Annotated in this window: 20 protein-coding genes and 1 tRNA gene; 10 read left to right on the forward strand and 11 right to left on the reverse strand. The window is 60.6% G+C overall.

Annotated elements, in window-relative coordinates:
- Positions 1–66: 66 nt before the first annotated feature.
- Positions 67–1,992 carry a peptidyl-prolyl cis-trans isomerase gene (locus FNU79_RS07935; protein WP_143720337.1) on the reverse strand — a complete coding sequence of 642 codons (1,926 nt, stop codon included), beginning with the start codon at positions 1,990–1,992 and terminating at the stop codon, positions 67–69.
- 70 nt (positions 1,993–2,062) lie between these two features.
- Here FNU79_RS07935 and FNU79_RS07940 point away from each other — a divergent pair.
- From FNU79_RS07940 to FNU79_RS07950, 3 genes are all read left to right on the forward strand, one after another.
- Positions 2,063–2,139, forward strand: a tRNA-Arg gene (locus FNU79_RS07940).
- Positions 2,140–2,480: 341 nt separating this feature from the next.
- Complete coding sequence (gene argC, locus FNU79_RS07945; RefSeq protein ID WP_143720338.1) at positions 2,481–3,554, forward strand: N-acetyl-gamma-glutamyl-phosphate reductase; 1,074 nt, start codon at positions 2,481–2,483, stop codon at positions 3,552–3,554.
- A gap of 120 nt (positions 3,555–3,674) precedes the next feature.
- Positions 3,675–4,640 (forward strand): glutaminyl-peptide cyclotransferase, encoded by a 966-nt coding sequence (locus tag FNU79_RS07950; protein ID WP_143720339.1) that lies wholly within the window; start codon positions 3,675–3,677, stop codon positions 4,638–4,640.
- Positions 4,641–4,728: 88 nt separating this feature from the next.
- Here FNU79_RS07950 and FNU79_RS07955 read toward each other — a convergent pair whose 3' ends face one another.
- Positions 4,729–6,330: a DUF937 domain-containing protein gene (locus tag FNU79_RS07955; RefSeq protein ID WP_143720340.1), complete on the reverse strand. Its 1,602-nt coding sequence runs from the start codon at positions 6,328–6,330 to the stop codon at positions 4,729–4,731.
- Between the two features lie 292 nt (positions 6,331–6,622).
- On the opposite strand from FNU79_RS07955, the gene FNU79_RS07960 reads away from it, so the two are divergent.
- Together FNU79_RS07960 and FNU79_RS07965 are read left to right on the forward strand one after the other, a co-directional pair.
- A complete protein-coding gene (locus FNU79_RS07960; protein WP_185974647.1) occupies positions 6,623–7,114 on the forward strand; it encodes an NAD-dependent epimerase/dehydratase family protein in 492 nt (163 codons plus the stop codon).
- Positions 7,115–7,365: 251 nt separating this feature from the next.
- Complete coding sequence (locus FNU79_RS07965; protein WP_143720341.1) at positions 7,366–8,613, forward strand: MFS transporter; 1,248 nt, start codon at positions 7,366–7,368, stop codon at positions 8,611–8,613.
- 16 nt (positions 8,614–8,629) lie between these two features.
- On the opposite strand, the gene FNU79_RS07970 is transcribed toward FNU79_RS07965, so the two are convergent.
- From FNU79_RS07970 to FNU79_RS08000, 7 genes are all read right to left on the reverse strand, one after another.
- On the reverse strand, positions 8,630–9,382 hold the full coding sequence (locus tag FNU79_RS07970) for a class I SAM-dependent methyltransferase (protein WP_143720342.1): 753 nt from the start codon (positions 9,380–9,382) through the stop codon (positions 8,630–8,632).
- A 44-nt stretch (positions 9,383–9,426) separates the two neighbouring features.
- Complete coding sequence (locus FNU79_RS07975; protein WP_124868271.1) at positions 9,427–9,864, reverse strand: response regulator; 438 nt, start codon at positions 9,862–9,864, stop codon at positions 9,427–9,429.
- Complete coding sequence (locus FNU79_RS07980) at positions 9,851–11,485, reverse strand: sensor histidine kinase (RefSeq protein WP_143720343.1); 1,635 nt, start codon at positions 11,483–11,485, stop codon at positions 9,851–9,853. The genes FNU79_RS07975 and FNU79_RS07980 overlap by 14 nt, the downstream gene beginning before the upstream one ends.
- Positions 11,486–11,567: 82 nt before the next feature.
- On the reverse strand, positions 11,568–12,140 hold the full coding sequence (locus FNU79_RS07985; protein WP_143720344.1) for a hypothetical protein: 573 nt from the start codon (positions 12,138–12,140) through the stop codon (positions 11,568–11,570).
- Positions 12,137–15,454 (reverse strand): excinuclease ABC subunit UvrA, encoded by a 3,318-nt coding sequence (gene uvrA, locus FNU79_RS07990; RefSeq protein WP_143720345.1) that lies wholly within the window; start codon positions 15,452–15,454, stop codon positions 12,137–12,139. Before uvrA ends, FNU79_RS07985 begins: the two co-directional genes overlap by 4 nt.
- A 166-nt stretch (positions 15,455–15,620) precedes the next feature.
- Positions 15,621–16,490 carry a hypothetical protein gene (locus FNU79_RS07995; RefSeq protein ID WP_143720346.1) on the reverse strand — a complete coding sequence of 290 codons (870 nt, stop codon included), beginning with the start codon at positions 16,488–16,490 and terminating at the stop codon, positions 15,621–15,623.
- A gap of 27 nt (positions 16,491–16,517) precedes the next feature.
- Positions 16,518–17,837 carry a cytochrome P450 gene (locus tag FNU79_RS08000; RefSeq protein WP_143720347.1) on the reverse strand — a complete coding sequence of 440 codons (1,320 nt, stop codon included), beginning with the start codon at positions 17,835–17,837 and terminating at the stop codon, positions 16,518–16,520.
- 119 nt (positions 17,838–17,956) lie between these two features.
- Here FNU79_RS08000 and FNU79_RS08005 point away from each other — a divergent pair, with 119 nt between their 5' ends.
- Both FNU79_RS08005 and FNU79_RS08010 read left to right on the forward strand, forming a co-directional pair.
- Positions 17,957–18,931 (forward strand): hypothetical protein, encoded by a 975-nt coding sequence (locus FNU79_RS08005; protein ID WP_225429953.1) that lies wholly within the window; start codon positions 17,957–17,959, stop codon positions 18,929–18,931.
- 355 nt (positions 18,932–19,286) lie between these two features.
- A complete protein-coding gene (locus FNU79_RS08010; RefSeq protein WP_143720348.1) occupies positions 19,287–19,778 on the forward strand; it encodes a fasciclin domain-containing protein in 492 nt (163 codons plus the stop codon).
- An 82-nt stretch (positions 19,779–19,860) separates the two neighbouring features.
- Here FNU79_RS08010 and FNU79_RS08015 read toward each other — a convergent pair whose 3' ends face one another.
- A complete protein-coding gene (locus FNU79_RS08015) occupies positions 19,861–21,903 on the reverse strand; it encodes a DNA topoisomerase subunit B (RefSeq protein ID WP_143720349.1) in 2,043 nt (680 codons plus the stop codon).
- A 238-nt stretch (positions 21,904–22,141) separates the two neighbouring features.
- Between FNU79_RS08015 and FNU79_RS08020 the strand changes: the two genes are divergently transcribed.
- Positions 22,142–22,615, forward strand: a complete 474-nt coding sequence (locus FNU79_RS08020) for a hypothetical protein (protein WP_143720350.1) — start codon at positions 22,142–22,144, stop codon at positions 22,613–22,615.
- 10 nt (positions 22,616–22,625) lie between these two features.
- Here FNU79_RS08020 and FNU79_RS08025 read toward each other — a convergent pair whose 3' ends face one another.
- Positions 22,626–23,540 (reverse strand): SIS domain-containing protein, encoded by a 915-nt coding sequence (locus FNU79_RS08025; RefSeq protein WP_143720351.1) that lies wholly within the window; start codon positions 23,538–23,540, stop codon positions 22,626–22,628.
- A gap of 145 nt (positions 23,541–23,685) precedes the next feature.
- Here FNU79_RS08025 and FNU79_RS08030 point away from each other — a divergent pair, with 145 nt between their 5' ends.
- Together FNU79_RS08030 and rapZ are read left to right on the forward strand one after the other, a co-directional pair.
- The gene (locus FNU79_RS08030) at positions 23,686–24,018 is read left to right on the forward strand and encodes a DMT family transporter (protein WP_143720352.1); all 333 of its coding nucleotides are present in this window, start codon (positions 23,686–23,688) and stop codon (positions 24,016–24,018) included.
- Between the two features lie 25 nt (positions 24,019–24,043).
- The gene (gene rapZ / locus FNU79_RS08035) at positions 24,044–24,886 is read left to right on the forward strand and encodes an RNase adapter RapZ (RefSeq protein ID WP_143720353.1); all 843 of its coding nucleotides are present in this window, start codon (positions 24,044–24,046) and stop codon (positions 24,884–24,886) included.
- Positions 24,887–25,006 lie beyond the last annotated feature (120 nt).

Raw genomic sequence — 25,006 nt, forward strand, 5'->3', positions numbered from 1 at the left:
TGCGCCAGCAAAAAACCGTGAGGAGCCTCAAGTCTTGGCTCCTCACGGTTTTTTGGTTGAGTGGGTTTAGGGCTTGGTGGGCGTGCTGGTGGAGTCAGGAGCGGGGGTCGTGGTCGCAGGCGTCTTGGCCGGCTCAGTACCGCTCGCGGCGGGCGGCGTGGTCACAGGTGTTGTCGTGACAGGCGGTGTGGCGGGTGTGGCAGGCTTAGGTGCAGCCGCCGCGATCCGTTTTTCCTGGGCGGCCAGCACGGCGCTGAGCTTGTTATCCACCTTGATGTCTTTCATCTGGGCTTTGATATACGCTTGCCCCGCTTCGGCCCGCTTCTGGGCCAGCAGTTGCGAGCGAATCACCGCGTCCACTTCTTTGAGCGGCTTGACATTGGCCCGCACCAGATCGGTGACGTAGGCCACGCTGTAAGTCTTGCCGTTCTCGATCACGTCGCTGACGCTGCCTTCACCGGCGGGGCGCAAGCTGGAGGTGTCGAACACGGCTTTGGACAAAGCGGGACTGAGCGCCGCGTCGCCTGCCGTGACGCTGCCGCGCTCCGAGACGGTGCCTCCGGCTTTGCTGGCAGCCTGCACAAAGTTCTTGCCGTCAAAACTCTGGCGGAAGGCCAGCGCTTTGGCGCGGTCAGTAAACACCGCTTCGCTGAGCGTGGCGCTGGCCTTGGTGGTGTACTTGGCGACGTTTTGTTGGTAGTCCTTGATCACGTCTTGGTCAGTAACCGAGGCGTCTTTGGAGCCGTAGAGGGCCAGTTGCTGAGCCAGATTGGCGCGGCTGCCCACCAAGTCCAGTTTCTTGTCGGCCACGATGGTCGGCGCGGCGTACTGCTCAATGAGCTGCTCGGCAATACCGGGCTTGAGAAACTGGTTGACCATGCTGCCGGCTTGATCGGCAGGGACTTGTTGCAGCAGCGAAGCGAACTGCTGGTTGCCGACGACGCCGCTCAGCACATCCGAATAGGGGATGTCTTGGCCGCCCACAGTCGCAACGGTGGGGTTGTTGATCTTCCACGCGGGCAGCACGTAATCGATCTTGGCGGTTTTGCGTAGGCCGTCAAACCACTTTTCGGCGGCGGCGGTCTGAAGGAGCTGGTTGACCTGATCGGTGATCTGCTTTTTGACGCTCTCGTAGGACTTGGCGGCGGCAGGCACGAACTGCTCCACCTTGACGATATAAAACTTGCCGCCCGAGGAAATCACGTCGGTCAGGCCGCCGCCGGTCAGGGCAAAAGCCGCCGCGCTGACTTCCGGTGGCAGAGCCACTTGAGTCACTGCTGCGGGCTTGCCGCCTGTCACGGGGCCGAGTGCGCCGCCACGGTCTTTGAACTCGGTGCTGTTTTCGCGGGCCAAAGTCGCAAAATCCGAGCCGCCCTTGAGTTGGGCCAGCAGAGCAGTAGCTTTGGCTTTGTCGGCCACCACGATTTCGCGCCCGATGATGCGGGCCTCGTCTTGGAGTTGATCTTTGTTGAGGCTGTAAAACTGCTTGAGCTGGGCTTCAGTGGCCTTGGGAGCCGCGTCCGCAATTGATTTTTGCTTTTTCTGAATCGCCAGTCCCGATTGCACTTCCTCACGGTAGGAGGCGTCGGTAAAGCCGATTTGGGCGAGGCGATCCACCCAAGCTTTGTTGTCGGTGAGATTGTTGCCCTTGCGGACTTTGTCTACTTGCTCATTGACATCGGCGCGGCTGATGTTCTCGCCGCTGCTGGCGGCCTTGAGCAGCGCGTTCTCGATTCGGCTTTCCACCGCCACCGTCTTGAGGTCTTCGCCCAAAATGCCTTCGGTGGTGGCGCTCAGCACCGGGTTGCTGCGTTGAAGCGCCTGAATTTCTTCCACCGTTACGGTCTGGCCGTTCACGGTGATGGCAGGCGTGCCGCTCGACTGCTTGCCAAACAAACTGCCGACGTTGGGGGTAAACTGATAAACCAGCCCCACCACCAACAAGACGGCCAAAAACCCCAGCAGGACGCTGGTGAGTACCTTTTTGTTCACTTGATTCCTCCTTGTGGTCATGCTAAGTTACTTGAGCTTTGCTGCTTCTCGGCGGCTTAGAGCCACTTCCGCACCCGTAGCTCAGTTGGATAGAGTGTTGGCCTCCGAAGCCAAAGGTCATAGGTTCAAGTCCTATCGGGTGCACCACCCTAAGCCGCGCCAGTTTCTTGCTGGAGCGGCTTTTTTTGATGGTACTCGGCCAACCTTTTCGGTTTGGAGAGGCGCTTTTTTCCGGCACACGGGCGCAAGTCTAGCACGTGCTTTTGGGGCTGTATGACGCTCAGGTGAGCAGCATGGGAGGGGCGGTGGGGGCTGAGATTTGGACATCGGTAGGGCATCTGTTTCAACTCGAAACTGTTCAATAGACGTCGGGGCGATCACCCACGCCGCCGACCAATCCCTGGAACTCCGTGAAATATTTTCATTCGGCAACTTTTAAGACACTTCACTTACCATCTGCATAGCGGCGATGTGCTTTACTACTGCCCATGACTTCACCTGCTGCTTCTGGATTGCCTGCCACGGAACAACTTTCGGTCGCCATCGTCGGCGGCTCCGGCTACGCGGGCGGCGAGTTTTTGCGCCTCGCCTTGTCGCATCCTCACCTCAAGGTCACGCAGGTCACGTCTGAGCGCAACGCCGGAATGCCGGTGCCGTTGGTGCATCCCAATTTGCGCTCGCTGACCAACCTCAAATTCCGCAAACTGGCCGACCTAGAGGCCGCCGACGTGATCGTGCTGGCCCTGCCGCACAACTCGGCGGCCAAGCAGATCGAGACCTTTGAAGCGCTGGGCCAAGTCATCATTGATCTGTCGGCGGATTTCCGGATCAAAGACCCCGAACTGTATGCCCAATACTACGGCGAAGCCCACCCTGCGCCCCAAAAGCTGAGCGAGTGGGTCTACGGCAATCCCGAACTCCACCGAGGGGACTTGAGGGGAGCCACCCGCATCGCCTGTGCGGGCTGCTTTGCCACCTCAGTGATTTTGGGCCTCTACCCGCTGCTCAAGCTCGGCACGGTGTTGCCCAAAGACATTATCGCCACTGGGCTGGTCGGCTCGAGCGCGGCGGGCGCGAGCAGCAGCGACGCCTCGCACCACCCTGAACGCGAGGGCAGTTTGCGGGTCTATAAGCCGGTCGGCCACCGCCACACCGCCGAGGCGATTCAGGAGTTGCCTGGCAGGTTTCCCCTGCACCTGACCGCCATCAGCACGCCCCGCGTGCGCGGCATTCTGACCACCATCCAAACGTGGCTGCCCGACGGCTACTCCGAGCGCGACGTGTGGGGCGCTTACCGTGAGATCTACGCCGAGGAGCCGTTTATCCGCATCGTCAAGATGCAAAAAGGCATTCACCGCTACCCCGATCCCAAGTTGCTCGACGGCACCAACTTTTGCGACATCGGCTTTGAACTCGACGTGGACACGGGTCGGGTGGTGCTGATGTCAGCGATTGACAACTTGGTCAAGGGCACGGCGGGCCACGCCATCCAGTCGCTCAACATCGCACGCGGCTGGGACGAGCGGGCCGGGCTGGGCTTCGCGGGGCTGCATCCGGCCTAAAGCGGGCTGAGCATCGCACGGCTGCGTAGCAAGTATTGATGAAGCTTCACCCGCTTATTCTCAAAGGGAATGAGCCAAAAGGCGGACGTTTACTAACCGGCATACCCGTATGCTAAACGCATGACGCGCCGCCCGCTGCTCAAGCTTTTGCCCATTTCGTCGTTGTGGAATCCTCGCCCGTCTCTGACACTTTCCGGCGTGGTTTTGGGCGTGCTGCTTTGTCTGCCCGCCCAAGCGGCCACGCTGGTTCGCAGCCAGCCCAGCGCCCCCCTGATCAAAGTCTCGCTGTCTCAACCTGCGTCTACTTCAACGGTCCCCAAGCCTGTTCTTCCCAGTTCTGCTCCTTCCAGCCCCGCCACCAGTTACAGCATTCCTATGTTGATTCCCAAGGTCATTTCCCGTTTTCCACACGATCCCAATGCGTTTACCGAGGGCTTTGAATTGGTGGGCAGTACCCTCTTTGAAAGCACCGGTTTGGTGGGCCAGAGCAGCATTCGCCGCACCAATTTGCAGAACGGCGAGGTGCTGCAAAGCCGAGTGCCGCCGAGCAGCAAAGTCTTTTCCGAAGGGCTGACGGTGCTGGGTGAAGTGGCGTATCAACTGACTTGGCAAGACGGCTTGGTGTACCTCTACAACGCGCAGAATCTCAGAAGCCTCGGCCAGTTGCGCTACCGGGGCGAGGGCTGGGGACTGACCAATGACGGCAAATCGCTGATCATGAGTGACGGCTCAGATACCCTCTACTGGCGTGACCCACTGAGCTTTGCCGTGACCAAAAAGCTCAGGGTCACGGCGGCGGGAGCAGGCATCGACAAGCTCAATGAACTGGAATATCTGGACGGCTTTGTCTATGCCAATATCTGGCTCAGCAACAAAATTGCCCGCATCGACCCGCTGAGCGGCAAAGTCACTGCTTGGATCGATGTCAGCAATCTGGCCCGTGAAGCGCAGGCCGCCGCCGCGAAAAATGGCCGAGAACTCGGCTTTGACGACGTGCCCAACGGCATTGCCCACAACGCTGCCAAGGGCACTTTGCTCCTGACCGGCAAGCGCTGGCCGCTGGTCTTTGAAGTCAAGCTGCCGTAAAGCGCAGAGCTGCTCAATCAGCGGGAGACCAGAAAAGTGGGGGAGGAGCAATTTCGCGCTCCTCCCCCGCTTTTGAACGTTTTCGGCGTTACTGCACGTTCAAGGTGATGGTGCTGATCGGAGTGCTGGTCAAGTCTTTACCGGAGCGCACCACATAAGTGATTTCGCCTTTGCCGGGATTGCTGCTGTAGCTCCAGCCGCACGAGCCGCTGACGGGCAAGGCTTTGTTGCCCACCACCCGCTCGCCGCGTTTGACGGCCACCGTGTAGCCCGCGCCGGAGCCTTGCCCGCCGAACCGGAACGGCGAGGAGACATTCTGGCCGTCGGTGAGAGACAGAGTGAACGCCTGAGTGCAGGCCGCAGCGTCGCCCGTGGCCGCGCCGACGGTGACGTCTGTGGTGGCCTGACCGCCTTCGCTGCTTACCTGGTACTTGTGCTGGCCTGCTGCGGGCGAAGGCACGTTCAGCGTCCAAGTGCCGTCACTGCCCACCGTGGCTGCTCCGATGTTTGCGCCGTCCTCGAGAACCGTGACGGTTTGGCCCGCCGCGCCGCTGCCGGTCAGATCAAACGCGCCCGCTACCTTGCCGCTCGGCGCATTGATGGTGGGTAGAGTGGGTGAAGTCGCCGCATCGGTACTGACACTGGCCGCCGTATCCGTTTGGGCTGTTCCTGTCTGCGTTTGATCGTTGGCTGCCGGAGTGGCCGCAGCGCTGCTCTCCGCTGCTGCCCCGTTTGCCGCGCCCGCCTTGATACGGAGTTGAGCGGTGTCACTTCCGCTGCTGACTTCGTAGGTGTGTTCGCCGCTGGTGGGCGCAGTGATCTCGGCGCTCCACTTGCCGTCTTGGCCCACCGCAGCGGTGCCGATTTCGCGGCCCGCTTCTTTGATGCTCACCGTTTGACCGGCCTTGCCCACGCCGCGCATGCTAAAGCTGGCGGCGGGCAAAGCAGCATTGGCCTGTGGCTCAGTCACGTTAAAGGCGTTGGTCGCTGCCATGTCGGTGCCTGTGGATGCGCCCGTTTCCATGCTCGTCTTGCGGTTCTGGTTGGCCAAAAAGTAGCCGCCTGCCAGCAACAAGGCGGCCAGTGGAATCGCCCACAGCCAACCCGCGCCGCGCCGCCGTTCCTCGCTGGGGGCCGCAGTGGGCTGGGCCGCTTGAGCAGGCTTCACCGTGTTGAAACCGCCGATCAGCGCGGCGAGGCCCACTGGAAGGAGTGCGCCGAGCTGAGGCCGCACAGACAGCAGCAGCGCTCCCAAGCCCGCCGCGCCCAGTGAATTGCTGCGGGCGTGCTCGAGCAGCAGCTTGAGCAGCAGCGGCAAGCTGAGGTGACTCAGGCGCGTCACCGCGCCGCTGGGTACATTCAAGTTGCCAGCGATTTGCCCGTTGATGGTGTCTGCGTTGCTGCCCAGCAAAACGGGAGCTGCCGAAACACCTACTTTTTCGAGGTCATCCAAGCTGCCGGGGCGCTCCAGCAAGGTATCGATGGCCCCGCCGGGCACGCTGGTGGCCAGGTCGAGCAGTTGCTGTCCGCCCGCCGGAAGCTGTGTGTGGGTACTCAGGGCGTCGAGTTGCAGCGGCCAGAGAGCGTTCAGGGCAGTCTCGGCTTGCACTGGGGTGAGGCCGGCGTGGGCGGCGAGTTGCCGGGCAGTCGAAGCGCCGAGGTGGCTGCGTAAAAATTCAAGGAGATCCATTTTTCCTCCAAAAGGAAAGCGGGGGGCTTAAGCTGGAAGACAGCAGTGGTGCGGCTGCCTCCAAAAAAGCGTGCTAGAGAAAATTAGGGAGTGGTGACTCGGAAGCCGAACCACAAGGCCATCTGGAGAGACGTTGAACCTATTTGATTGTTTCACGGGCTTGCCGAGGCCGCTTACATCATGACGTTAAAAAATGCACATTTTTGAAGTGGCCCGCTCAAGTCGAGTGGAAGTCGAAAAGGCCCGCCTCCGATGGACGAACGTCCGTCCCGAAAGGATTAGGCTGAGCAAGATGACTGGTAGAGCCGAGACTCAAGCGCCCCGCTGGCTTTTGGCTGGCGCGGCGGGCCAAATTGGCACCACACTCCGGCAGGGGCGGCGCGGCCATGACGAGGTGCTGCGCCTGACCGACATGGCTGAGATGGCGGTGGCAGCGTGTAGCGAAGAAGTACAGTGCGGTGAAGAAGGTATGCTCGCCGACCTCAGCCAAGTGATGGACGAGGTAAACGCCGTGATTCATCTGGGCGGTATTCCTGACGAGGACACTGACGAGCGGATTCGCGCCGCGCACCGAGCGGGCGTCCGGCGCATGGCATTTTGGAGTCCGTGGCGGTTCGCATCTGCTTGTTGTTGCCGCAGCCGCTCGAAGCCCGCCATCTCGTCGCTTGGTTCTCGCGGCGTGACGCTGTGGCACGCACACGCCTTCGCCGCACCGGATACCAGCTCTTTGACAGTAGCGGGCATCAGCGCCAACACCCAAAGCTGGCTGAAGCCGGACGGCTGATAAGTGCTGGGCCACCAACCGCAGGGCAACGCCAAAGGTTACGCCGCCGAGGTTCGGGGTATTCAGCTTCCCTAGAGTAGTAGCGCCGAGCGTTCTCAAGTCGACGTTTTCACGCACCTGGAATACCGGGGCCACGCTCAGACAGCGCCTTGATTCGCTTCTTCTCCCCCACTTTACTGACCACCCACCGCTCCCTCTCAATCGCCATTTGACCTACCGTTCGGTCAGCAAAAAGGAGTAAACTCAAGTCTATGACCGCTTCCCAAGGTGCGCCGGACGCCCCCGCTTTCAGTGTGGGCCGCGCCAAACTGATTTTGTTTCTGACGATCTTCGTAGCGATGTTGGGCTTGTCTGTCCTGTTTCCAATTTTCGGGCCGCTTTCACGGCAACTGGGTCTGAGCGAATCGCAAACCGGCTGGTTTTCCACCGCCTACAGCTTGATGCAATTTGTCTTCAGCCCAATCTGGGGTGCCCGCTCCGAGCGGATAGGCCGCAAACCCGTGCTGGTGATGGGCCTGATCGGCTTCTCACTGAGCTTCGGGCTGTTTGCTATCGTCGCTGATCTGGGTCTGCGCGGCGTCATCACCGGTACACTTTTATTCGTCCTGCTGGTCGGTGCCCGCTTTCTCGGCGGCATCTTGTCGAGTGCCACCCTGCCCACCGCGCAGGCGATGATGGCCGATTTGACCGACAGAGGCAACCGCGCCGCCGCGATGGGATTGATCGGGGCTGCGTTTGGCCTGGGCGTCATCTTTGGCCCCGGCCTCGGCGGTCTGCTGGCCAACTTCGGTTTGACCGTGCCAGTATATTTCAGCGCCGGACTCGGCCTCGTCACCGCTGTGCTGGCCCGCTTGACTCTGCGTGAAACCCGCGTCCCCAATACTGCTGCGCCCGCTTCCGGCAACCGCTGGGCGTTGGCGCAGGGCCCCGTCGTGGTGTTCTTGGTGATCAGCGCTCTGTTCACGCTGGCCTCGGTGGGCATGGAGCAGACCATCAGCTTTTATGTGCAGGACAATCTGAAGCTGACGGTGGCCCAAACGCCTCAGGTCGTCGGCGGAATGCTGGCCCTCTTCGGCCTGATCTCGGCGGCGGTGCAGGGCGGCGCGATTCGGCCCCTCAGCAAAAAACTCTCGCCGACCATGCTGATTCCGGCGGGCCTGGTGGTGATGGGCGCGGGCATGTTTGCCCTCAGCGCGGCGGGCGCGTTTTGGACGATGGCCGGTTCGCTGGCCCTGATCGGTATCGGCAGCGCCATTCTCGGCCCCAGCCTCTCGGCGGCGCTCTCGCTGAGCGTGAATGAAAATCAGCAGGGCCAGATCGCGGGCCTCAACTCCTCGGCGCTGGCGCTGGGCCGCATGACGGGGCCGCTGATCGGCACGGGGCTGTATCAGAGTGTCAGCCACCACGCGCCTTACATCTTGAGCGGCGGAGTGCTGGTGGTGCTGCTGGGGGTGGTGTTGGTGGTGCGGCCCCAAGTCAGGATGCCCGCGCCGGGGTAAACCGGTTCGGGCTGAGTCAATCCAGCCGCGTCAGGACTTTGATCTCAGCTCCAAAGACGAACTCGCCCACCTCGCCTTCAGGCATCAGAGGGGCGAGTTTTTCATTGAGCCACACCTGCACCTGCTCCACAGTTTCGCGGCCCGCGTCGGTGACGGCGATGGTGTTACTCTGGGTCAAAAAATAGGCGATCAATTGTTCCCGTTTCAGCTCCACAAGGTGGGTAAAATGCTCACTGTGCAGCGAAAACCCTGCCTGTCTTGCCTCTGGTTCGTCAAATGGGCGGCGGTCACGCTCGGCGCTGGGATACCGCTTCAAATACGTCTGCCACACATCCGAAAATTCTGCTTTGCCCACCAACTCGCCTGCAAACCAACTGTTGCAGATCGCCAGCACCCCGTCCAGCTTGAGGAGTCGCCGCGCCTCACGCAAGAAAGCGCCTCGCTCAAACCAGTGGAAAGCCATGAAGACCGTCATCGCGTCGGCGCAGTGATCTGGCAGCGGCAGCGCTTCAGCGGGGGAGAGGGCGTAAGTCACGCGGGGATGCGGGCGGGCGCGTGAAAGCATCTCCGGCGAGATGTCGTAAGCCCGCACCTCAATCACCAAGTCGGCCAGCGCCACACTGCACTGTCCGCTGCCGCAGGCCACGTCCACGCCGAGCGCCGTTCCTGTCAAAAAGGGCTTGAGCCGTTCCAACACCAGAGGTTGAACGTCAGGCCGTCCGGCGGCGTAGCGGGCGGCTCCATCGGCGCTGAGAAAAGGATTGGGCATAGCTGACTTTACAGGGCTGCTGAGTCGGCTTCCCCACTTCTGCTCTAAGGTGAGTTGTGCGGCGGCAGCGCCACGATCGCCAGCCAGAAGGTTTCAAACGTCCTGACCACTTCAAAAAATTCGCCCACGCTGACCGGCTTGGGAATGTAAGCGTTGACGTGCAGATCGTAACTGCGCCACACGTCGGCCTCGGCCCGCGAGGTGGTCAGCATGATGGTGGGAATGCGGCGCAGTTCGGGGTCGGCCTTCAGAACCGCCAGCAGTTCAAGGCCGTTCATGCGCGGCATGTTCACGTCCAGCAAGATCACGTCCGGCATCGGGGCGGTTTGGTAATTGCCCTGCTGGCGCAAAAATTCCAGCGCTTCCACGCCGTCACGGGCCACATGCAACCGGTTGGCGATGCGGGCTTCTTCAAACGCTTCTTCAGTCAGCATCACGTCGGCGGGATTGTCTTCGACCAGTAAAATTTCAATGGTTCTCATGAATGTCCTTCGGGGAAAAAGGGAGTGGAGACGTGCTGAGCGTTGGTGTAAGCGGCTTGGGTTCGGTCAGGGGTGGGCTCACAGCCGCCGGAGCGCGGTGCTGATACGGTAATGTAAACGAAAAGGTGCTGCCCCGTTCCAAGGTGCTGTCGATGCTGAGCTGTCCGCCGTGCCGCTCCACCACATTTTTGACCACGGCCAGCCCGATGCCGCTGCCCTCGAACACCCCGATGCCGTGCAGCCGCTGAAACACCCCGAAGATGCGCTCAAAGTAAGCTGGATCGATGCCGATGCCGTTGTCGGCCACCGAAAACTTCCACGCGTCGGGCAGCGCTTCGGCATAAACTTGCACACGCGGGGGCCGCGCCGGATCGTGAAATTTGAGGGCGTTGCCGATCAAGTTCTGAAAGACGTGGCGCAGCAGTTCGGGATTGCCCCAAGCCTGCGGCAAAGTGCCGACTTCGATGCTGGCGTCGGTGCGCTCGATCAGATGCTGAAAATCCTTGACGATACTGGCGACGAGCGGCTGAACTTCGAACAACTCGGTGGCCTTGGCGTGCTGGCGTACCCTCGAATACAGCAGCAAATCCTGAATCAGCCCTTTGAGGCGGTGGGTGGCGCTCAGCGTAAAAGCGATGTACTGATCGGCCCGCTGATCGAGTTGGCCGCTGTAGCGTTTGGCCAGCAGTTCGGTGTAGCTGCCGATGGTTCGCAGCGGTTCTTGCAGGTCGTGGCTGGCGACGTAGGCGAACTGCTCCAGCTCGCGGTTGCTGCGCTCAAGGTCGCGGTTGGTGCGCTCCAGCACGCTCTGGGCTGCCTTGAGGCCTTCCTCGCGCTGCTCCACGGCGTCGGCCATCCGGTAAAACTGGCCGCGCAGCGCCTGGACTTCCCGCACTGGCACGTCCAGCAGCATTTCGCCGTAGTGGCCCTGAGCGATGCGCTCGGCTCCGGTGTTGAGGGTTTTCAGACCCCGCGTCAGGGTGCGGGCCGAGCGCTGGGCCGCAAAAAAAACCAGCAGCAGGGCGCTGAGCAGACCGGTGATGGTGACGCTGCGGGTCAGGCGCAGGGTCATCAAACTGCTGCTGGCCGCCGCTTCGCGCCTCAGCATCTCGTTACGTTCCAGCATCGCCAGCACGTCCCGCACCGTGTCAATCAGCTCCTTCCCGTCTGCTTTTCCGATCAGCGCTGCCGCCTGCGCCGCCGAGCTGGGCCGCACCAAAATTTCCGGCTCGGCCACCCGCGTAGTCCAGCGCTCCACCAAAGTGCTGACGCGGCTGAGGTTGAGCCGCTGCTGATTACTGACGCTGAGTGTTTGGAGTTGCTTCAAGCGGATTTTCACGCTGGCGCTGCCTCTCCGGTAAGGCTCCAGATACTGCGTGTCGCCCATGATGACGTAGCCGCGAATGCCGGTTTCCATATCGATGATGTCGCGGGCCAGTAAGTTGATCAGATTGAGCCGCACCTGCGCGGCGTTGAGCTGCTGAACTTGCAGCGCGTTGCGGTCAATCCCCCAAATCACCGCCCCCGTGACGGCCAGCAGCAGCAGCAGCGGCCCCAGAAGAGGCAGCAGCAGAAACTGGGTCAGGCTTTGGGTGCTGAGGAGAACCGGGCGCAGGCGCATTCAGGATGCAGTGTAGGGCAAGTGGAAAGCAAAACGAAAAGGCCCAGCCGTGACGCGTGGCTGGGCCTCTCCTTTACACCCTTTACCCGGTCAACCGCTCCGACCTGCGCCGCAGCAGGGCGGCCACCACTTGCCGCACCAAGCTGACGGTAAGGCCGATGCCTGCGGCGATAAACGCCAGTTTTTGAAATTCGGGATTGGAGGGAAACTTGATGGTGGCGTCCACCGAGGGCGCGAGTTTGGCAGCGGCCAGAATCGGCAGGGCAAACAGCGCCGCTGCGAACGGCAGGAGGAACGGCCCCCCGGCGTGTTTGATGACCAGGCAGGCCAGCAGCGCAGTGGCGATCAGCGGGAAGATGGTCCACCACTGCTCCGGCACGCTGGCCACCGGCAAAAACGGCCAGAAGGCCAGCGAAATGGCTCCCAGCGGTAAAATGCCCAGCACAACGGCGCTGTAGCCGAACCAGTTGCCCGCTTCGTCGGCAATCAGGGTCAGCACGATCCAGGCGACCAGTTTGGTCTGCCAGTCGAGCGGTAGGGTCATCACGTAAGCCAGTGCGCCGAGGCTGAGCAAACCCAGCACCCACATCACTGCCACGAACTGCCGGTGGCGGGTCAGGGGATTGGTACGCTCAAGCCGCGTGGCCGCGCTCATGCCGTCCTCTGGCGGGCCGAGACGAGCAGTTCGGCATCTTCATCATCAAGGAGGTCGTCGTCAATCAAACTGCTGTCCAGTGGGTCGGTCAGGGCTTCGCCTTCGGCCAACTCGTCGGCCAGACTGCTGGCAGCTTTCTTGCTCTTTTTGGAAGCGGCTTTGGGCTTGGCTTTGGAAGGTTTTTTCTTGACGGCCCCCAACGCCTCTAACTCGCCCGCGTCCACGAGGCCTGCCGGATCGAGGCCAGGGCGCTCGCTTTCGCTGAGCGGTTCGGGGACCACGTCCACCATCGGTTCGGCTTTGCTAGTTGCTCCGGCACTGATCGCCTTGCTCAGTACAATGCCCGGCACCTTCCGCAAAAACTCGCCGGTGTAGCTCGTCGGGTGCGCGGCGACTTGCTCCGGCGTACCCGTAGCGACAATTTGACCGCCGCGCACGCCGCCTTCCGGCCCCAGATCCACGATCCAATCGGCACACTTCATCACGTCCAGATTATGCTCGATCACGATGAGGGTATTGCCGCCTTCCACGAGGCGCTCCAGCACTTCCATCAGCTTGCGGACGTCCTCGAAGTGCAGGCCGGTGGTGGGCTCGTCGAGAATGTAAATGGTCTTGCCGGTGGCCCGCTTGCTGAGTTCGGACGCCAGCTTGATGCGCTGCGCCTCGCCGCCCGACAAGGTGGTGGACGGCTGGCCGATTTTCATATAGCCCAGCCCCACGTCGCACAGAAGCTGCATCTTGCGCTCGATGTTGGGAATCGCCTCGAAGAAGCTGTAGGCGTCTTCCACGGTCATGTCCAGCACGTCGGCGATGGTCTTGCTGTTGTATTTGACTTCCAGCGTTTCACGGTTGTACCTTGCGCCCTTGCAGACCTCGCAGGGCACGTAAATGTCCGGCAGGAAGTTCATCTCGATCTTCATCACGCCGTCGCCCTTGCAGTGTTCGCAGCGCCCACCCTTGACGTTGAACGAGAACCTTCCGGCCAGGTAGCCGCGCCTGCGGGCTTCGGGAGTGCGGGTAAACAAATCACGGACTTCAGTAAACACGCCAGTGTAGGTGGCCGGGTTGCTGCGCGGGGTGCGGCCAATCGGACTCTGGTCGATCTCGATGACTTTATCGAGGTAATCGATGCCGGTGATGGCGTCGGCCTTGCCGGGGGTGGTTTTGGCTCCGTTCAGGTCACGCGCCAGGGTGGCGTGCAGGATATCGTGAATCAGGGTGCTTTTGCCCGAACCGCTCGGCCCCGTCACCACCGTCATGGTGCCCAGCGGCACGTCCAGCGTCACGTTCTGGAGATTATGTTCGCGTGCGCCGATCACTTTAAGGCGCTTGCCGTTGCCGCGCCGCCGCTTGGTCGGCACTTCAATCTTGAGTTCGCCGCGCAGGTATTTGCCGGTGAGGCTGTCGGGATTGGCTTTGATTTCTTCGGGCGTACCCACCGCCACCACCTCGCCGCCGTGGACGCCCGCGCCCGGCCCCATGTCCACCACGTAGTCGGAGGCCATCATGGTGTCCTCGTCGTGTTCGACGACCAGAAGGGTGTTGCCGAGGTCGCGCAGCCGCTTGAGGGTTTCGATCAGCCGTCCATTGTCTTTGGGATGAAGCCCGATGCTGGGTTCGTCGAGCACGTACAGTACGCCGGTCAGGCCGCTTCCGACCTGAGTGGCCAGCCGAATGCGCTGCGCCTCGCCGCCCGACAAGGTGTTGGCGGTTCTGTCGAGGCTCAGGTAATCCAGTCCCACATCCACCAAAAAGGTCAGGCGGGTGCGAATGGCCCGCAAGACGGGAGCGGCCACCGCCGTGCCGAAGGCGTTGAGGCCGTACTCGTAGTGGCGGGGACGGGCAACCTTGGCCGCGCCGCCGTCGTGCTGGCCGAGGTAGGGCGCGATGACGTCGTGGTTGACCTCGCCCGCTTGCAACTCTTTGAAAAACTGATCGGCGTCGAGCACGCTCATCCCGCTGGCCTGCGAGATGTTGAGGCCGCCGACGCGCACCGCCAGAATTTCTGGCTTGTAGCGGGTGCCGCCGCAGGTCGGGCAGGGTTGCAGCTCCATCATCTCTTCGAGCTTTTCGCGCATGAATTCGGACTCTGTTTCGGAGTAACGGCGATCCAAGTTGACCAGCACGCCCTCAAACTCGGTCATGAAGCGCATGGTTTCCTTGCCGCCGCGCCGGTAGACCACCTCAAAGGGTTCGCCGGGGCCTTGCAGCACGGCGTCCTGGGCCGATTTGGGAAGGTCGCGCCAGGGGGTCTTGAGTTCAAAGCCGAGATGCTCAGACAAGGCTTTGAGCTTGTCCCAGTAATACACGCCGCCGCCGGTGCCCTTCTTGCTCCACGGCAAAATCGCGCCTTCGGCGATGCTGAGTTTGTCGTCGATCACTAAGTCTGGCGAGAACTCGCGCTTGCTACCGAGTCCGGCGCAGTCGGGGCAAGCGCCGTAGGGGTTGTTGAAGCTAAACGAGCGGGGTTCCAACTCTTCCAGTACGCTGCCGTGTTCGGGGCAGGCAAACTTCTCGGAATACAGTTCTTCCTCGCCGGAATCGGGAAACAGGACGCGCAACAGCCCTTCGCCGCGTCTCAGCCCCAGTTCCACGCTTTCGGCCAGTCGGCTCCGGTCTGCTTCGCGTACGGTCAGGCGGTCGATCACCACGTCCACATCGTGCTTCTCGAACTTTTCGAGCTTGAGTTTCTCGGCCTCGTCGAGTTCGTAGAGCACCCCGTCAACGCGCACGCGGGCGTAGCCTTCGCGGCGGACATCGGCGAACAGTTTGCGGTACTCGCCCTTGCGCCCGCGCACCAATGGAGCCAGCAAAATGGCCCGCTGATCGGTGAAGCCCAGCATCAGCTTATCGGTGATCTCGCTGGGACTCTGGCGCTCAATTTTGCGCCCGCAGACCGGGCAATACGGCGTGCCGACGCGGGCATAAAGCAGGCGCAGGTAATCGTGAATCTCGGTGACGGTGCCCACCGTGCTGCGCGGGTTGTGTGAGGTGGTCTTCTGATCAATCGAGATGGCCGGTGAAAGGCCCTCGATGCTCTCCACGTCCGGCTTTTCCATCAGCCCCAGAAATTGGCGGGCGTAAGCTGAGAGCGACTCAACATAACGGCGCTGCCCTTCGGCGTAGATGGTGTCGAAGGCCAGCGTGCTTTTGCCGCTGCCTGAGACGCCGGTAATCACGATGAACTTATCGCGGGGCAGTTCAACGGTGACATTTTTGAGGTTATGTTCTCTTGCGCCGCGCACAATCAGGTTTTGCAAAACGGGAACCTTCCTTTTGAAGCGGCTTTCCCGCACCTTGCCGGGTCGCCGCATGCTTGCTAAGAATATATGTTGAGGGCAGAAGTGAAGGGGCCGCTTCTGGGTAAACGTCATATTCTACACCGTCAGGGGGGGTAAGCGTATGGGTGGAGAGGTACGGTGAGCCGGGGAAGTGAGCGGCCATTCATGTGACGCAAGCTCACCAGTTGGACGCCCATTGCTACAGGGTTTGATCAGCCCACAGCACTTGTTCGGCGTGCCAAGCGCTGAAGGCCAGATAAGCTGGATTGGTCAGATTGGCCCAGCCTGCAGCCGAGAGGCCGGTGGCTGGGAAGGAGTCATTCTTGTCAAAGAAGCCACGGCGTGAGCTGAGGTAGACGACGCGCTTCTGCCAGCACAGGGCGACAAATTCAAGATCCGGCTCCACCACGAAGAAGTCGGCGAACTGAGATGGCAAAACGTCTGCCAAGGCATGCCAGTTGATCCGCTGCAAGTCCAAGTATTCCGGAACAAAACGTCTGGGTCGGTACTTGGATTCGTAACCGAGACTGGGGCCGTTAAACTCTGGTGTCATATCGATCATGCTCCGGTTTGTCAACCCTTCATACGTTCCAGCTACAGCAAGGAAATGGCGAGTGCCGAGTAGATTCCTTGATTGAACGATCTGGTTGAAGTGATGAACAGTTCCGCCGAGAAGGAGGCCATCAAAACTATATTGGGCGCTTCCAAGTCTTTCCCCTTTGATCTCCAGCACTTGGGCAATATCTTTTGTCAGGCCGCCAAAGGATTCGATTCGGAGACCATCACGCAAAGAACCTTCGTCTGCCCAGCGCGACCAGAGGAAAAAATGAGAGCTGAACCATTCGCTCTCGATTAGAAGCTCGCGGTCTGCATAGCTCTTTCCACAGCCATGCTGGATTCTTATGCAGCGCTTCTTTGAGTCATATTCGACATAGATGCGAACCCAGTAGGACGCAAATTGATCGTAAGCTTTAATCATTCCACGGTAAATTCGGCCTCGATCTTTCTGTCTGATATGTTGCCCATCGGTTCTGTAAATTTCGTAGTAGGACGTAATAATGTTAGACACTGAAAGTGTTTCCCCTTCAGCTCATTTTCACTCAAGCCGTCTCAAGGTCAATCGGGCGTCGGGCGACAGGTTGGCCGAGTGAAACGGCTTCATTTTAAAGTCTTCAGGGAACAGCTCGAAGCGGCCATGCGTGACCGTGGTTGCCAGCATGGTTGCCAGCAGCGCCTCGGCCATGCCCGCCCCCAAACAGGTGTGCGCTCCAGCACCGTAAGGCTGGAAGGCTCCTTTTTGTTTGTGCTCGTGGCGCGGTTCCAGAAAGCGGTCGATGTCGAAGCGGTCTGGCTCGGCAAAGAGTTCCGGGTTGCGCTGGGCGGCGAAGAGGGCCATCAGCAGTTTCTCGCCTTTCTTGATGGGGAAGCCCTGAATCTCGAAATCCTGTTTGGCGGTGCGCGGCAGATTGTTGGCGATGGGATGGAGCCGCATCACTTCCAGCACCACCGCGTGCAGCACCTTCAGTTCGCGCAGTCGGGCGGCAGGCAGGCCAGCTTCGACAAGCGGACGCGCCTCGGCCTGTACCCGTGCCAAGACCTCGGGTCGGCGGTACATCTCGTAGAGGCACAGCGAAAAAACGCTGACCACCGTGTCCAGACCGGCCATATAGGGGATCAGCATCATAAACAGCAGTTCGTCGCGGTTGAGCAGATCGGGACGCTCGTTCATCAGGCCGCGCAGATCGGCGACGTAGGTCGATGACAGAGCGGGCAAACCCTCCGGCGTATCCGCTTGATCGAGAATGTCTTGCGCGATGGCGCGGGCGCTCTGTTGGGCCTTCAGATAAACTGGGCGGCGCAGGGACGAGGGCCGGGCTGAGCCGACAATATGCACCGCCAGTTGGGCGTGCCAGTAGGTGATGAAATCATTTAGATGGGGGCCAGGACGGCGTCCTAGCGTCAGGGTGCCGATGCAGTCGGCCACCAGCCGCTGCGCGAAGGGAACGACCTTGAGGTGGCCGCTGACCCGAGTCTGGTCGAGCGCCTGACGGGTCAGATTCATAATCAGTGGGAGTTGCTCCAGCAGCCGGCTCTTGGCAAAGCCGTTTCTGGCTGCCGCCCGGTACTTGAGGTGGTCGGCCCCCTCCAGCATGGTCAGGACTTGCCTGCCACCAAATTCGCGGATCATGCCTTCCCAAGTGTCCCAAGCATCCACCTCGCCGGTATTGTTGGCCATTGTCTCGGCGGCGGTGGGGCCGCCCACCACGATCAGCGACTGACCCAGAATCTTGACCCGGTAACATGGCCCCAGACGGCGGTACTGGTGGGCCAGAAAGGTTTCGGTGTCGCGCACCATCGGGATCAGGCTGCCGAGGAAGGGAAGGCCGGGAGCGACGGGCAGGGTTTTGGTGGTCATGACATTCTCCAGAAGAGTAGCTTGGGGCCGGGCTTCAGCTTAAGCCAAGAGGCAAGCAGATGCTGGAGCTTCAGCGCTGGAGCAGAGTTGCAGCGGACGGCCAGCGCTAAACTGAACGAATGCTCGCCCGCTGGCAGACCGCTCCGCTGCATACCCGCGTGTCTCGCCTCTTTCCAGTGGGTGTGATCGTTTTGGTGCTGGTGATGCACAGGGCATTGCCCCTCCCCGATTCGCCATTTCCGCTGGCTTACGCCGCTCTGTTCGACGCGACCGTCACGGCCTCCGCGCTGGTGTGGTGGCTGACGCCCAAAGCCTCGCGTCGCCCCAAGCAACTCATGATGGTCGCCGCTCAGGGTGTGGCCCTTTGCGTCCTGGCTTTTCCAGCGCTGCGGCATCTGTTGTGGCTTGAACTGGGTGGGCTGGGGCTGGCGGGTTGGCAAGCTTATATGGGCTGGCGTCAGCCGCTGCCTGCCGACTTTGCCGAGCGTGACGACTTAGAGCGGGCCTACCTGTGGTGGGAGCGCCTCAGCTTGCGGCCCCGCTTGTTCAGGATGGTCGTGTTTGAAATGACGCTGCTGAGCCACCTCGTCCGGCGGCCCCGCTTTGCCGCTGGGCGGCAGTTTGGCACCCGTAAAGATGCGACAACCGGCGGAATGCTCGGCATGTTGCTGTTTCTGAATTTGGTGGAAGGCTGGCTGTCTCATCTGCTGCTCTCACACTGGAATTTGACTGCGGCTTGGCTATGGACAAATCTGAACATTATGGTCGCAGTGTGGCTGCTCGCTTATGGGCGGGCTTTGGCGCTGCGGCCCGTAACCATCAGCCAGCGGCGGCTCTACCTGCGCTCCGGCCTACACTGGACGCTGAGTGTGCCGCGCTCGGAGATGCTGGAAGCGAGCTTGCTCACCGCTCAAGACACCGAAGCCTTCAATTTGGCAATAGACAACCCGCCGAATGTGCGCCTGACCTTCCGCCGCCCGCTCACCTTGCTGGGGATTTACGGCACTGAGCGCCAAGTGTCGGCAGTCAAACTCCATTTAGATGATCCGAAAATGTTTTTAACTTGCCTTGCTGAGGGTATTGAACAGAAATAAAGTAAAAGTATTATCCTTTTTTACAGTAACGGTTCTTTACTTAAATCTGCTCAGATTGGCTGGGCAAGCTTTCTCTTACTGCCCCAAACATTTCTCGACTACGGCGGTGCAGGGTGCGGTAAAATTCTCCAGCCTGCCGCACTCATGTATGGTCAACTAACAGTGTCTTTAGCTCTATGGAGTGGCAATCTCATTGTATGGCCTCATACCGACTAGGGCTGAACGGTTCCTTAAGCTGGCAGCAGGTCAGAGAAAATGGGCACTAAAAAGCCTAAATTGGCATCGTTCTGTATACTTTTCAAAAAGTACAGATCCGAGGGCCAAAGCTCACTCTGTGCCTTAAAAGGAGCCGGTTATGCTTAAGAAAACCCTGCTTTTGACGACAGCCTTGGTTCTCGCTCCCTCTGCGTTTGCTGCTGGTGAGACCCCCACCTTACCCAACAACAGCATCGCTGGAATCGTAGTGAGCAATCCTGATTTCAGCACCCTGCTGGCAGCCGTAAAAGCAGCTGGTTTGGTGGATACGCTGAACGGCTACGGCCCCTTCACAGTGTTTGCGCCGACCAACGCGGCCTTTGCCAAGGTTCCAGCCGATCAGCTCAAAGCGCTGCTGAACGACCCGGCCAAACTCAAGGCCGTGCTGCTCTACCATCTCGTGTCGGGAAGAGTCATGGCGGCGGACGTGGTCACCATGACAAGCGCCAAGAGCTTGCAAGGCTCTCCGCTGAATATCATGGTCAATGGCAGCACCGTGATGGTCAATGACGCCACCGTTACTGCAACCGATATTTCGGCCACCAACGGCGTGATTCACGTGATTGATACTGTACTGCTGCCGCCCAACTGAGGCAGGCTGCAACAAGCGAATTTTAGAGAAGAAAAGCGCCGCTCCTTTCATAGGAGCGGCGCTTTAGTCATGTCAGTTCAGCTCAGATACTAATCTCAGCGAAGCGGGCATTTTCGCGGATAAATTCCTTGCGAGGCCCCACGTCCGTTCCCATCAAAGCTTCAAAGACTTCGTTGGCAATAATCAAATCTTCGATGCTGACGCGCTTGAGTACCCGGCCTTCAGGATTCATGGTGGTGTCCCAAAGTTGGTCGGCGTTCATCTCGCCTAGGCCCTTAAAGCGCTGAATCTCGTACTTCTTGCCTTCTTTGTTGGCAGCGGCCACATGCTTTTTCAACTCGTCTTCGGCGTACAGGTAAGTGCCTTTGTTGCCGCTGGTCTGACGGCCCACCACGATGCGGTAAAGTGGCGGCTGAGCAATGTAAAGGTGGCCTTGCTCCACGATAGGGCGCATATACCGGAAGAAAAAGGTCAACAGCAGCGTGGTGATGTGTCCGCCGTCCATGTCGGCGTCGGTCATGATAATGACTTTGTGATACCGCAAGTTGGAGAGGTCGAAGTGGACGTTGTCGCCCGTTCCCTCCACGCCCGCGCCAATCGCGCCGATCAGCGAGCGGATTTCAGCGTTCTTGAGGATCTTGTTGAGTTCGGCTTTCTCGACATTGAGGATCTTGCCGCGTAGAGGCAAAATCGCCTGGAAGCGGCGTTCGCGTCCGCCCTTGGCGCTGCCGCCTGCCGAGTTGCCTTCCACGATAAACAGCTCGCTCTCGGCAGGATCCTGCGAGGAGCAATCGGCCAGCTTGCCTGGCAGGTCATCGTTTTCCAGCGGGTTGCTGCGGCGGATGATGTCGCGGGCCTTGCGGGCCGCTTCACGGGCGCGGGCGGCTTCGGCGGCCTTCTCGACGATGGTTTTGCCGATTTTGGGGTTCTCTTCCAAGAACTCGGCGAACTTGTCGCCCACCACCGCGTTGACGGCGGTCTGCGCCTCGCTGTTGAGCAGCTTGACTTTGGCCTGCGACTCGAACTGCGGCTCTTCTACCTTCACAGACACCACGCAGTAGATGCCTTCCAAGAGGTCGTCTCCGCCGGGGATGGGGTTTCCGGCCTTGATCATGTTCTTGTCGCGGGCGTACTTGTTCAGGATGCGGGTGTAAGCGGTTTTGAAGCCGGTCAGCGGCGTGCCGCCGTCGCGGGTGCGGATCATGTTGGCGTAGGTCAAGATGTTGTCGCTGGAGTAGGTGTTGGCGTGAATGAACGCCACTTCCACGTCCACGCCGCTGTGCCTGCCGCGCATCACGATCGGCTGGTCGTACAGCAGCTTGGTGTCGTCAATCACCAGAGCGCGGGCGAAGTTGGCGATGCCGCCCTTCTCATGGAAGGTTTCTTCCTTGATCTCGTCGCCGTGCAGCTCGATACGCTCGTCGCGCAGCACGATCTTGAGGCCGGTCAGGTAGGCCAGCTCCCGCAGACGACCCCGGATGCGGTCGTAGTTGAAGCTGTTGTCGAACTCGTTGAACACCTCGGCGTCCGGCAAGAAGCTGACTTTGGTGGCCCAGCGCACGTCGGCTGGAGTGTCGCCCAGCACTTCCAGCGGCGTGACCACATCGCCCTTTTCAAAGCGGATGTGGTGGAGCTGGCCGTGCTTATTGACGGTCACGTCGAGGTAGGTACTCAGGGCGTTGACCACGCTGCTGCCGACGCCGTGGAGGCCGCCCGACACCTTGTAAGCACCCTGGCCAAACTTGCCGCCCGCGTGCAGCTCGGTGAAAATCACTTCGATGGCGCTGCGGCCCTCGGACTTCATGATGTCCACCGGAATACCGCGCCCGTTGTCGGTGACGGTGGCCGCGCCGCCTGCGTGCATGATGATATGCACTTCGTCGGCAAAGCCCGCTAGGCCCTCGTCAATGGCGTTGTCGATGATCTCGGTCATCAGCTGGTGGTAGCCGTCAACGCCGGTGCCGCCCTGCACGTACATGCCGGGGCGTTTGCGAACCGCTTCTAAGCCTTTGAGGACGCTGATCTGGCTGGCGTCATATTCTTGGAAGGGTTGCTCCTGAAACTGCTCAGGCTCTTGAACTTGTTCGGGAGACAGCGCCACTTCGGGCAAATCAGATGAGGTCATGAAACTCCTTTATGTTGTGGGCGTAGCTTGGCCGGGGTCGAACGCGCCTGTGATTTCTTGCGACAGGACACGCTTCTTGTTACTCCTCAGTATAGCATTTCGTGGCAGATCGGTCAAGGAAATTACGCTATGAGCGGAAGCGGTCCGGTGTGTTTCATATCGCCGTTTTTGCCGCTTGGGCGCGGGTTTTCAGCGTCTTCTTGCTTTTACTCGCCGCCCGACCCGTTACCCTAAGCAAATGGACTTGCTGCGTGCTTTTCACGATTGGACTTTCAACACGCCTTACGCCAAGCTGGCTCCCAATCCCTTCACGCTGATTTGCCTGATCCTGATGATCTGGAGCGTGGTTCCGGCGATTCGGGGCGTGGTGGACGCGGGCTTTGTATGGGTGACCCGCCTGAGTTGGGCCGTCTTCTTGCTCTACGGAGCCAGCGGCATCGCACTGGCAATCACCGGCCTCAAAGTGCCGAGCGCGGTGCTGGAGGCAGGCAAAACCGTCACCAAGTACGGCTTCTTGCCCGACCCCAAGCGCAACTTGGAGCATTCGATGTACGCCATTTTCGCGGTGGCGAGCTTGTATTTTATCGAAGTGCTGATCGCGGGCAAAATCATCGAGCGGCGAAAAGGCTTGTATTTTTTGCCGGTGGTGACGCTCTTTTTGTGGGGCTGCGCCTACATGGTCGGGCGGGTAGCGGTCTTTCCAGGCGAGTGAGGTGGGGGCGCTACGCTTCTAGCCCGCTTTCGTCTACCGCTTCGCCCACGCTCAAGACTTTCAGAACTTCCTTCAGGGCAGAGCTGTCCTCGGCGCTGATGCCGTGCCGCTCGGCCAGGTAAGCCGCGACCCACGCGCCGAAGTACCAGAGGGCCAGCGTGCCCGCGTAGCCACTCGACTCTTCTGGAAACGGAACTTGCAGCACTTCATCTATTCGCGTCTCCAGAACTTCACGGGCCAGCAGCAGCTCCGGCGTTTCGTCACCCAAAATGACGGCCACCTTGCTGTCGCCCTTTTCGTGCTGGGCTTCAAACGCGCCGGTCACCACGTACAGCGGCTCCTCAGCAACGGCGATGCTCAGCGTTTTGCCGACGCGGGCCAGCAGGTGTTGCCAGATGTGGGTCAGGGCGGCGTCTTCGGGGGCGGCCAGCAGCAGCGGCGTGCGTTGCCACAGCGTCCAAGCCAAATCGCGGGCGGGGTTGCCCTCGTCCACGTCGGGGGCGCACTTGGCGGCCAGAGCGCCGAGCAGTTGGTCGGCGGCTTGGGCGTCTTCGGCGTGTCCGGTGGCGTAAGCGGCGAACTGGGCCAGATGGTAGGTCGCGCCGATACCGCTGGGAGCCAGAAAGGTCAAATCGCGGTTGGACGCGCCGATTTGCTGAACGCCCGCCCGCACCACCGCCGCGCCGCTGACTTCGCTGAGTCCGGCGTAGTCGCGGGCGATCTGGGCGGCGTCGGCACTTTCCAGCACGATCTGGGTGCCTTCTTTGGTGAGTTTGCGCTCAACCAAGGTGTCCAGCACGGCGGCGCTCAGCGCTCCCGCACCCACCCCCACGACCCCGTAAGGCGCGGTGAGGGCGCGGGTCGGCCCCTGATAGGAAGTAGGCAAGCTCAGCAGGTCGTCAATCAAAGAGGTCTTGGGCAACATGGCCCTACGTTGCCACGCCCAGCCGCCAAAGGCAAAGCACGCGGGCACACTCCAGCAGATATGAGAGCGGGGAGCGCTTCCTCTACCCGCCAAACGAACAGTAAAGTTTGAGAATGTCTTTGCACCATTCTCTCAATGTGAGCGCGTGAATCCCTATTTGATACTAATCTTTGCCATCGTGCTGGAAGTCATCGGCACCTCTGCGCTCAGGGCCAGCGCGGGGTTTTCCAAGCTGCTGCCGAGTCTGGTGGTGGCGCTCGGGTACGGCGGCGCGTTTTACCTGATCAGCAAAGTGCTGACCGCCTTGCCGCTGGGGCTGACCTACGCCATCTGGTCAGGCGTGGGCACGGCGCTGACTGCTCTAATCGGCTGGTTTTATTTCCGCGACGCCTTCAGTTCGCTGGCCCTGCTCGGCATCGCCCTGATTATCGCGGGCGTGGTGGTGCTGAACTTGGGCGGCGCGGCACACGGCAAGTAAAGCGCTCAGCCTCTAAACTACCCGCATGACCTTCATCGTGATTTCCGGCTTATCGGGCAGCGGCAAAAGTACGGCGCTCAAAACGCTGGAAGACGCCGATTATTTTGCCACTGACAACTTGCCGCCGGAGCTGTGGGGGGCGCTGGGCGACCTCGCGGCGGCCCGCAGCATTGACCGGGTGGCCGTGACCACCGACGCCCGAACCCGCGATTTTCTGGCGGCTTTAGACAGCAGCTTGTCGCGTCTCAAGCAGCGCCGCCTTGACGTGCGGGTGCTGTTTTTGGAAGCCGACTCGGAAGTGCTGCTCAGGCGCTACAACCTGACCCGCCGCGAACACCCGCTGGGCGATCCGAGCTTGATGCTGGACTTCCGGCGCGAACGCGACCTGCTCGCGCCGCTGCGGGCCGTTTCCGATACCGTGATTGACACCACCACCTTCAGCGCCGCCGACCTCAACAAGCGGCTGCTCGACTGGCTCAACATCACCAGCAGCTTTGATTTGCGCTTGTTTACCTTCGGCTTCAAACATGCCCCGCCCCGTGACGTGGATCTGGTGCTGGATATGCGGACGCTGCCCAATCCGTTTTACTCACCGGAACTGCGTGAGAAAACGGGTTTAGATGCCGATGTGGCCGCTTACGTGTTCCAAGACGGAGCCAGCGAAGCCTTTTATCAGCACACCCTCACTTTTTTGCGCGACGTGGCGGAGCGTGCCCACACTGGAGGGCGTCACAGTTATAATGTCGCCATCGGCTGCACGGGAGGCCAGCACCGCAGCGTGGCGGTGGCGGCCCGCTTGGAGCGTGACCTTACCGATTTGGGGGCACGCATCATCGACCACCGCGATATGCCGACTCAAGGAGGCTAAGGATGTCCTGGCTGCCATTTCGGGTTGTTGACCAGGGCAGCGCCGATGACGGTGCTTGGCCGCACCTCTCGGGCCTGCCCGCGAAGAGCGCCCCACCTCTACACCCTCGCCAAGACTTAT

This window comes from Deinococcus detaillensis (genome assembly GCF_007280555.1).
Classification (GTDB): domain Bacteria; phylum Deinococcota; class Deinococci; order Deinococcales; family Deinococcaceae; genus Deinococcus; species Deinococcus detaillensis.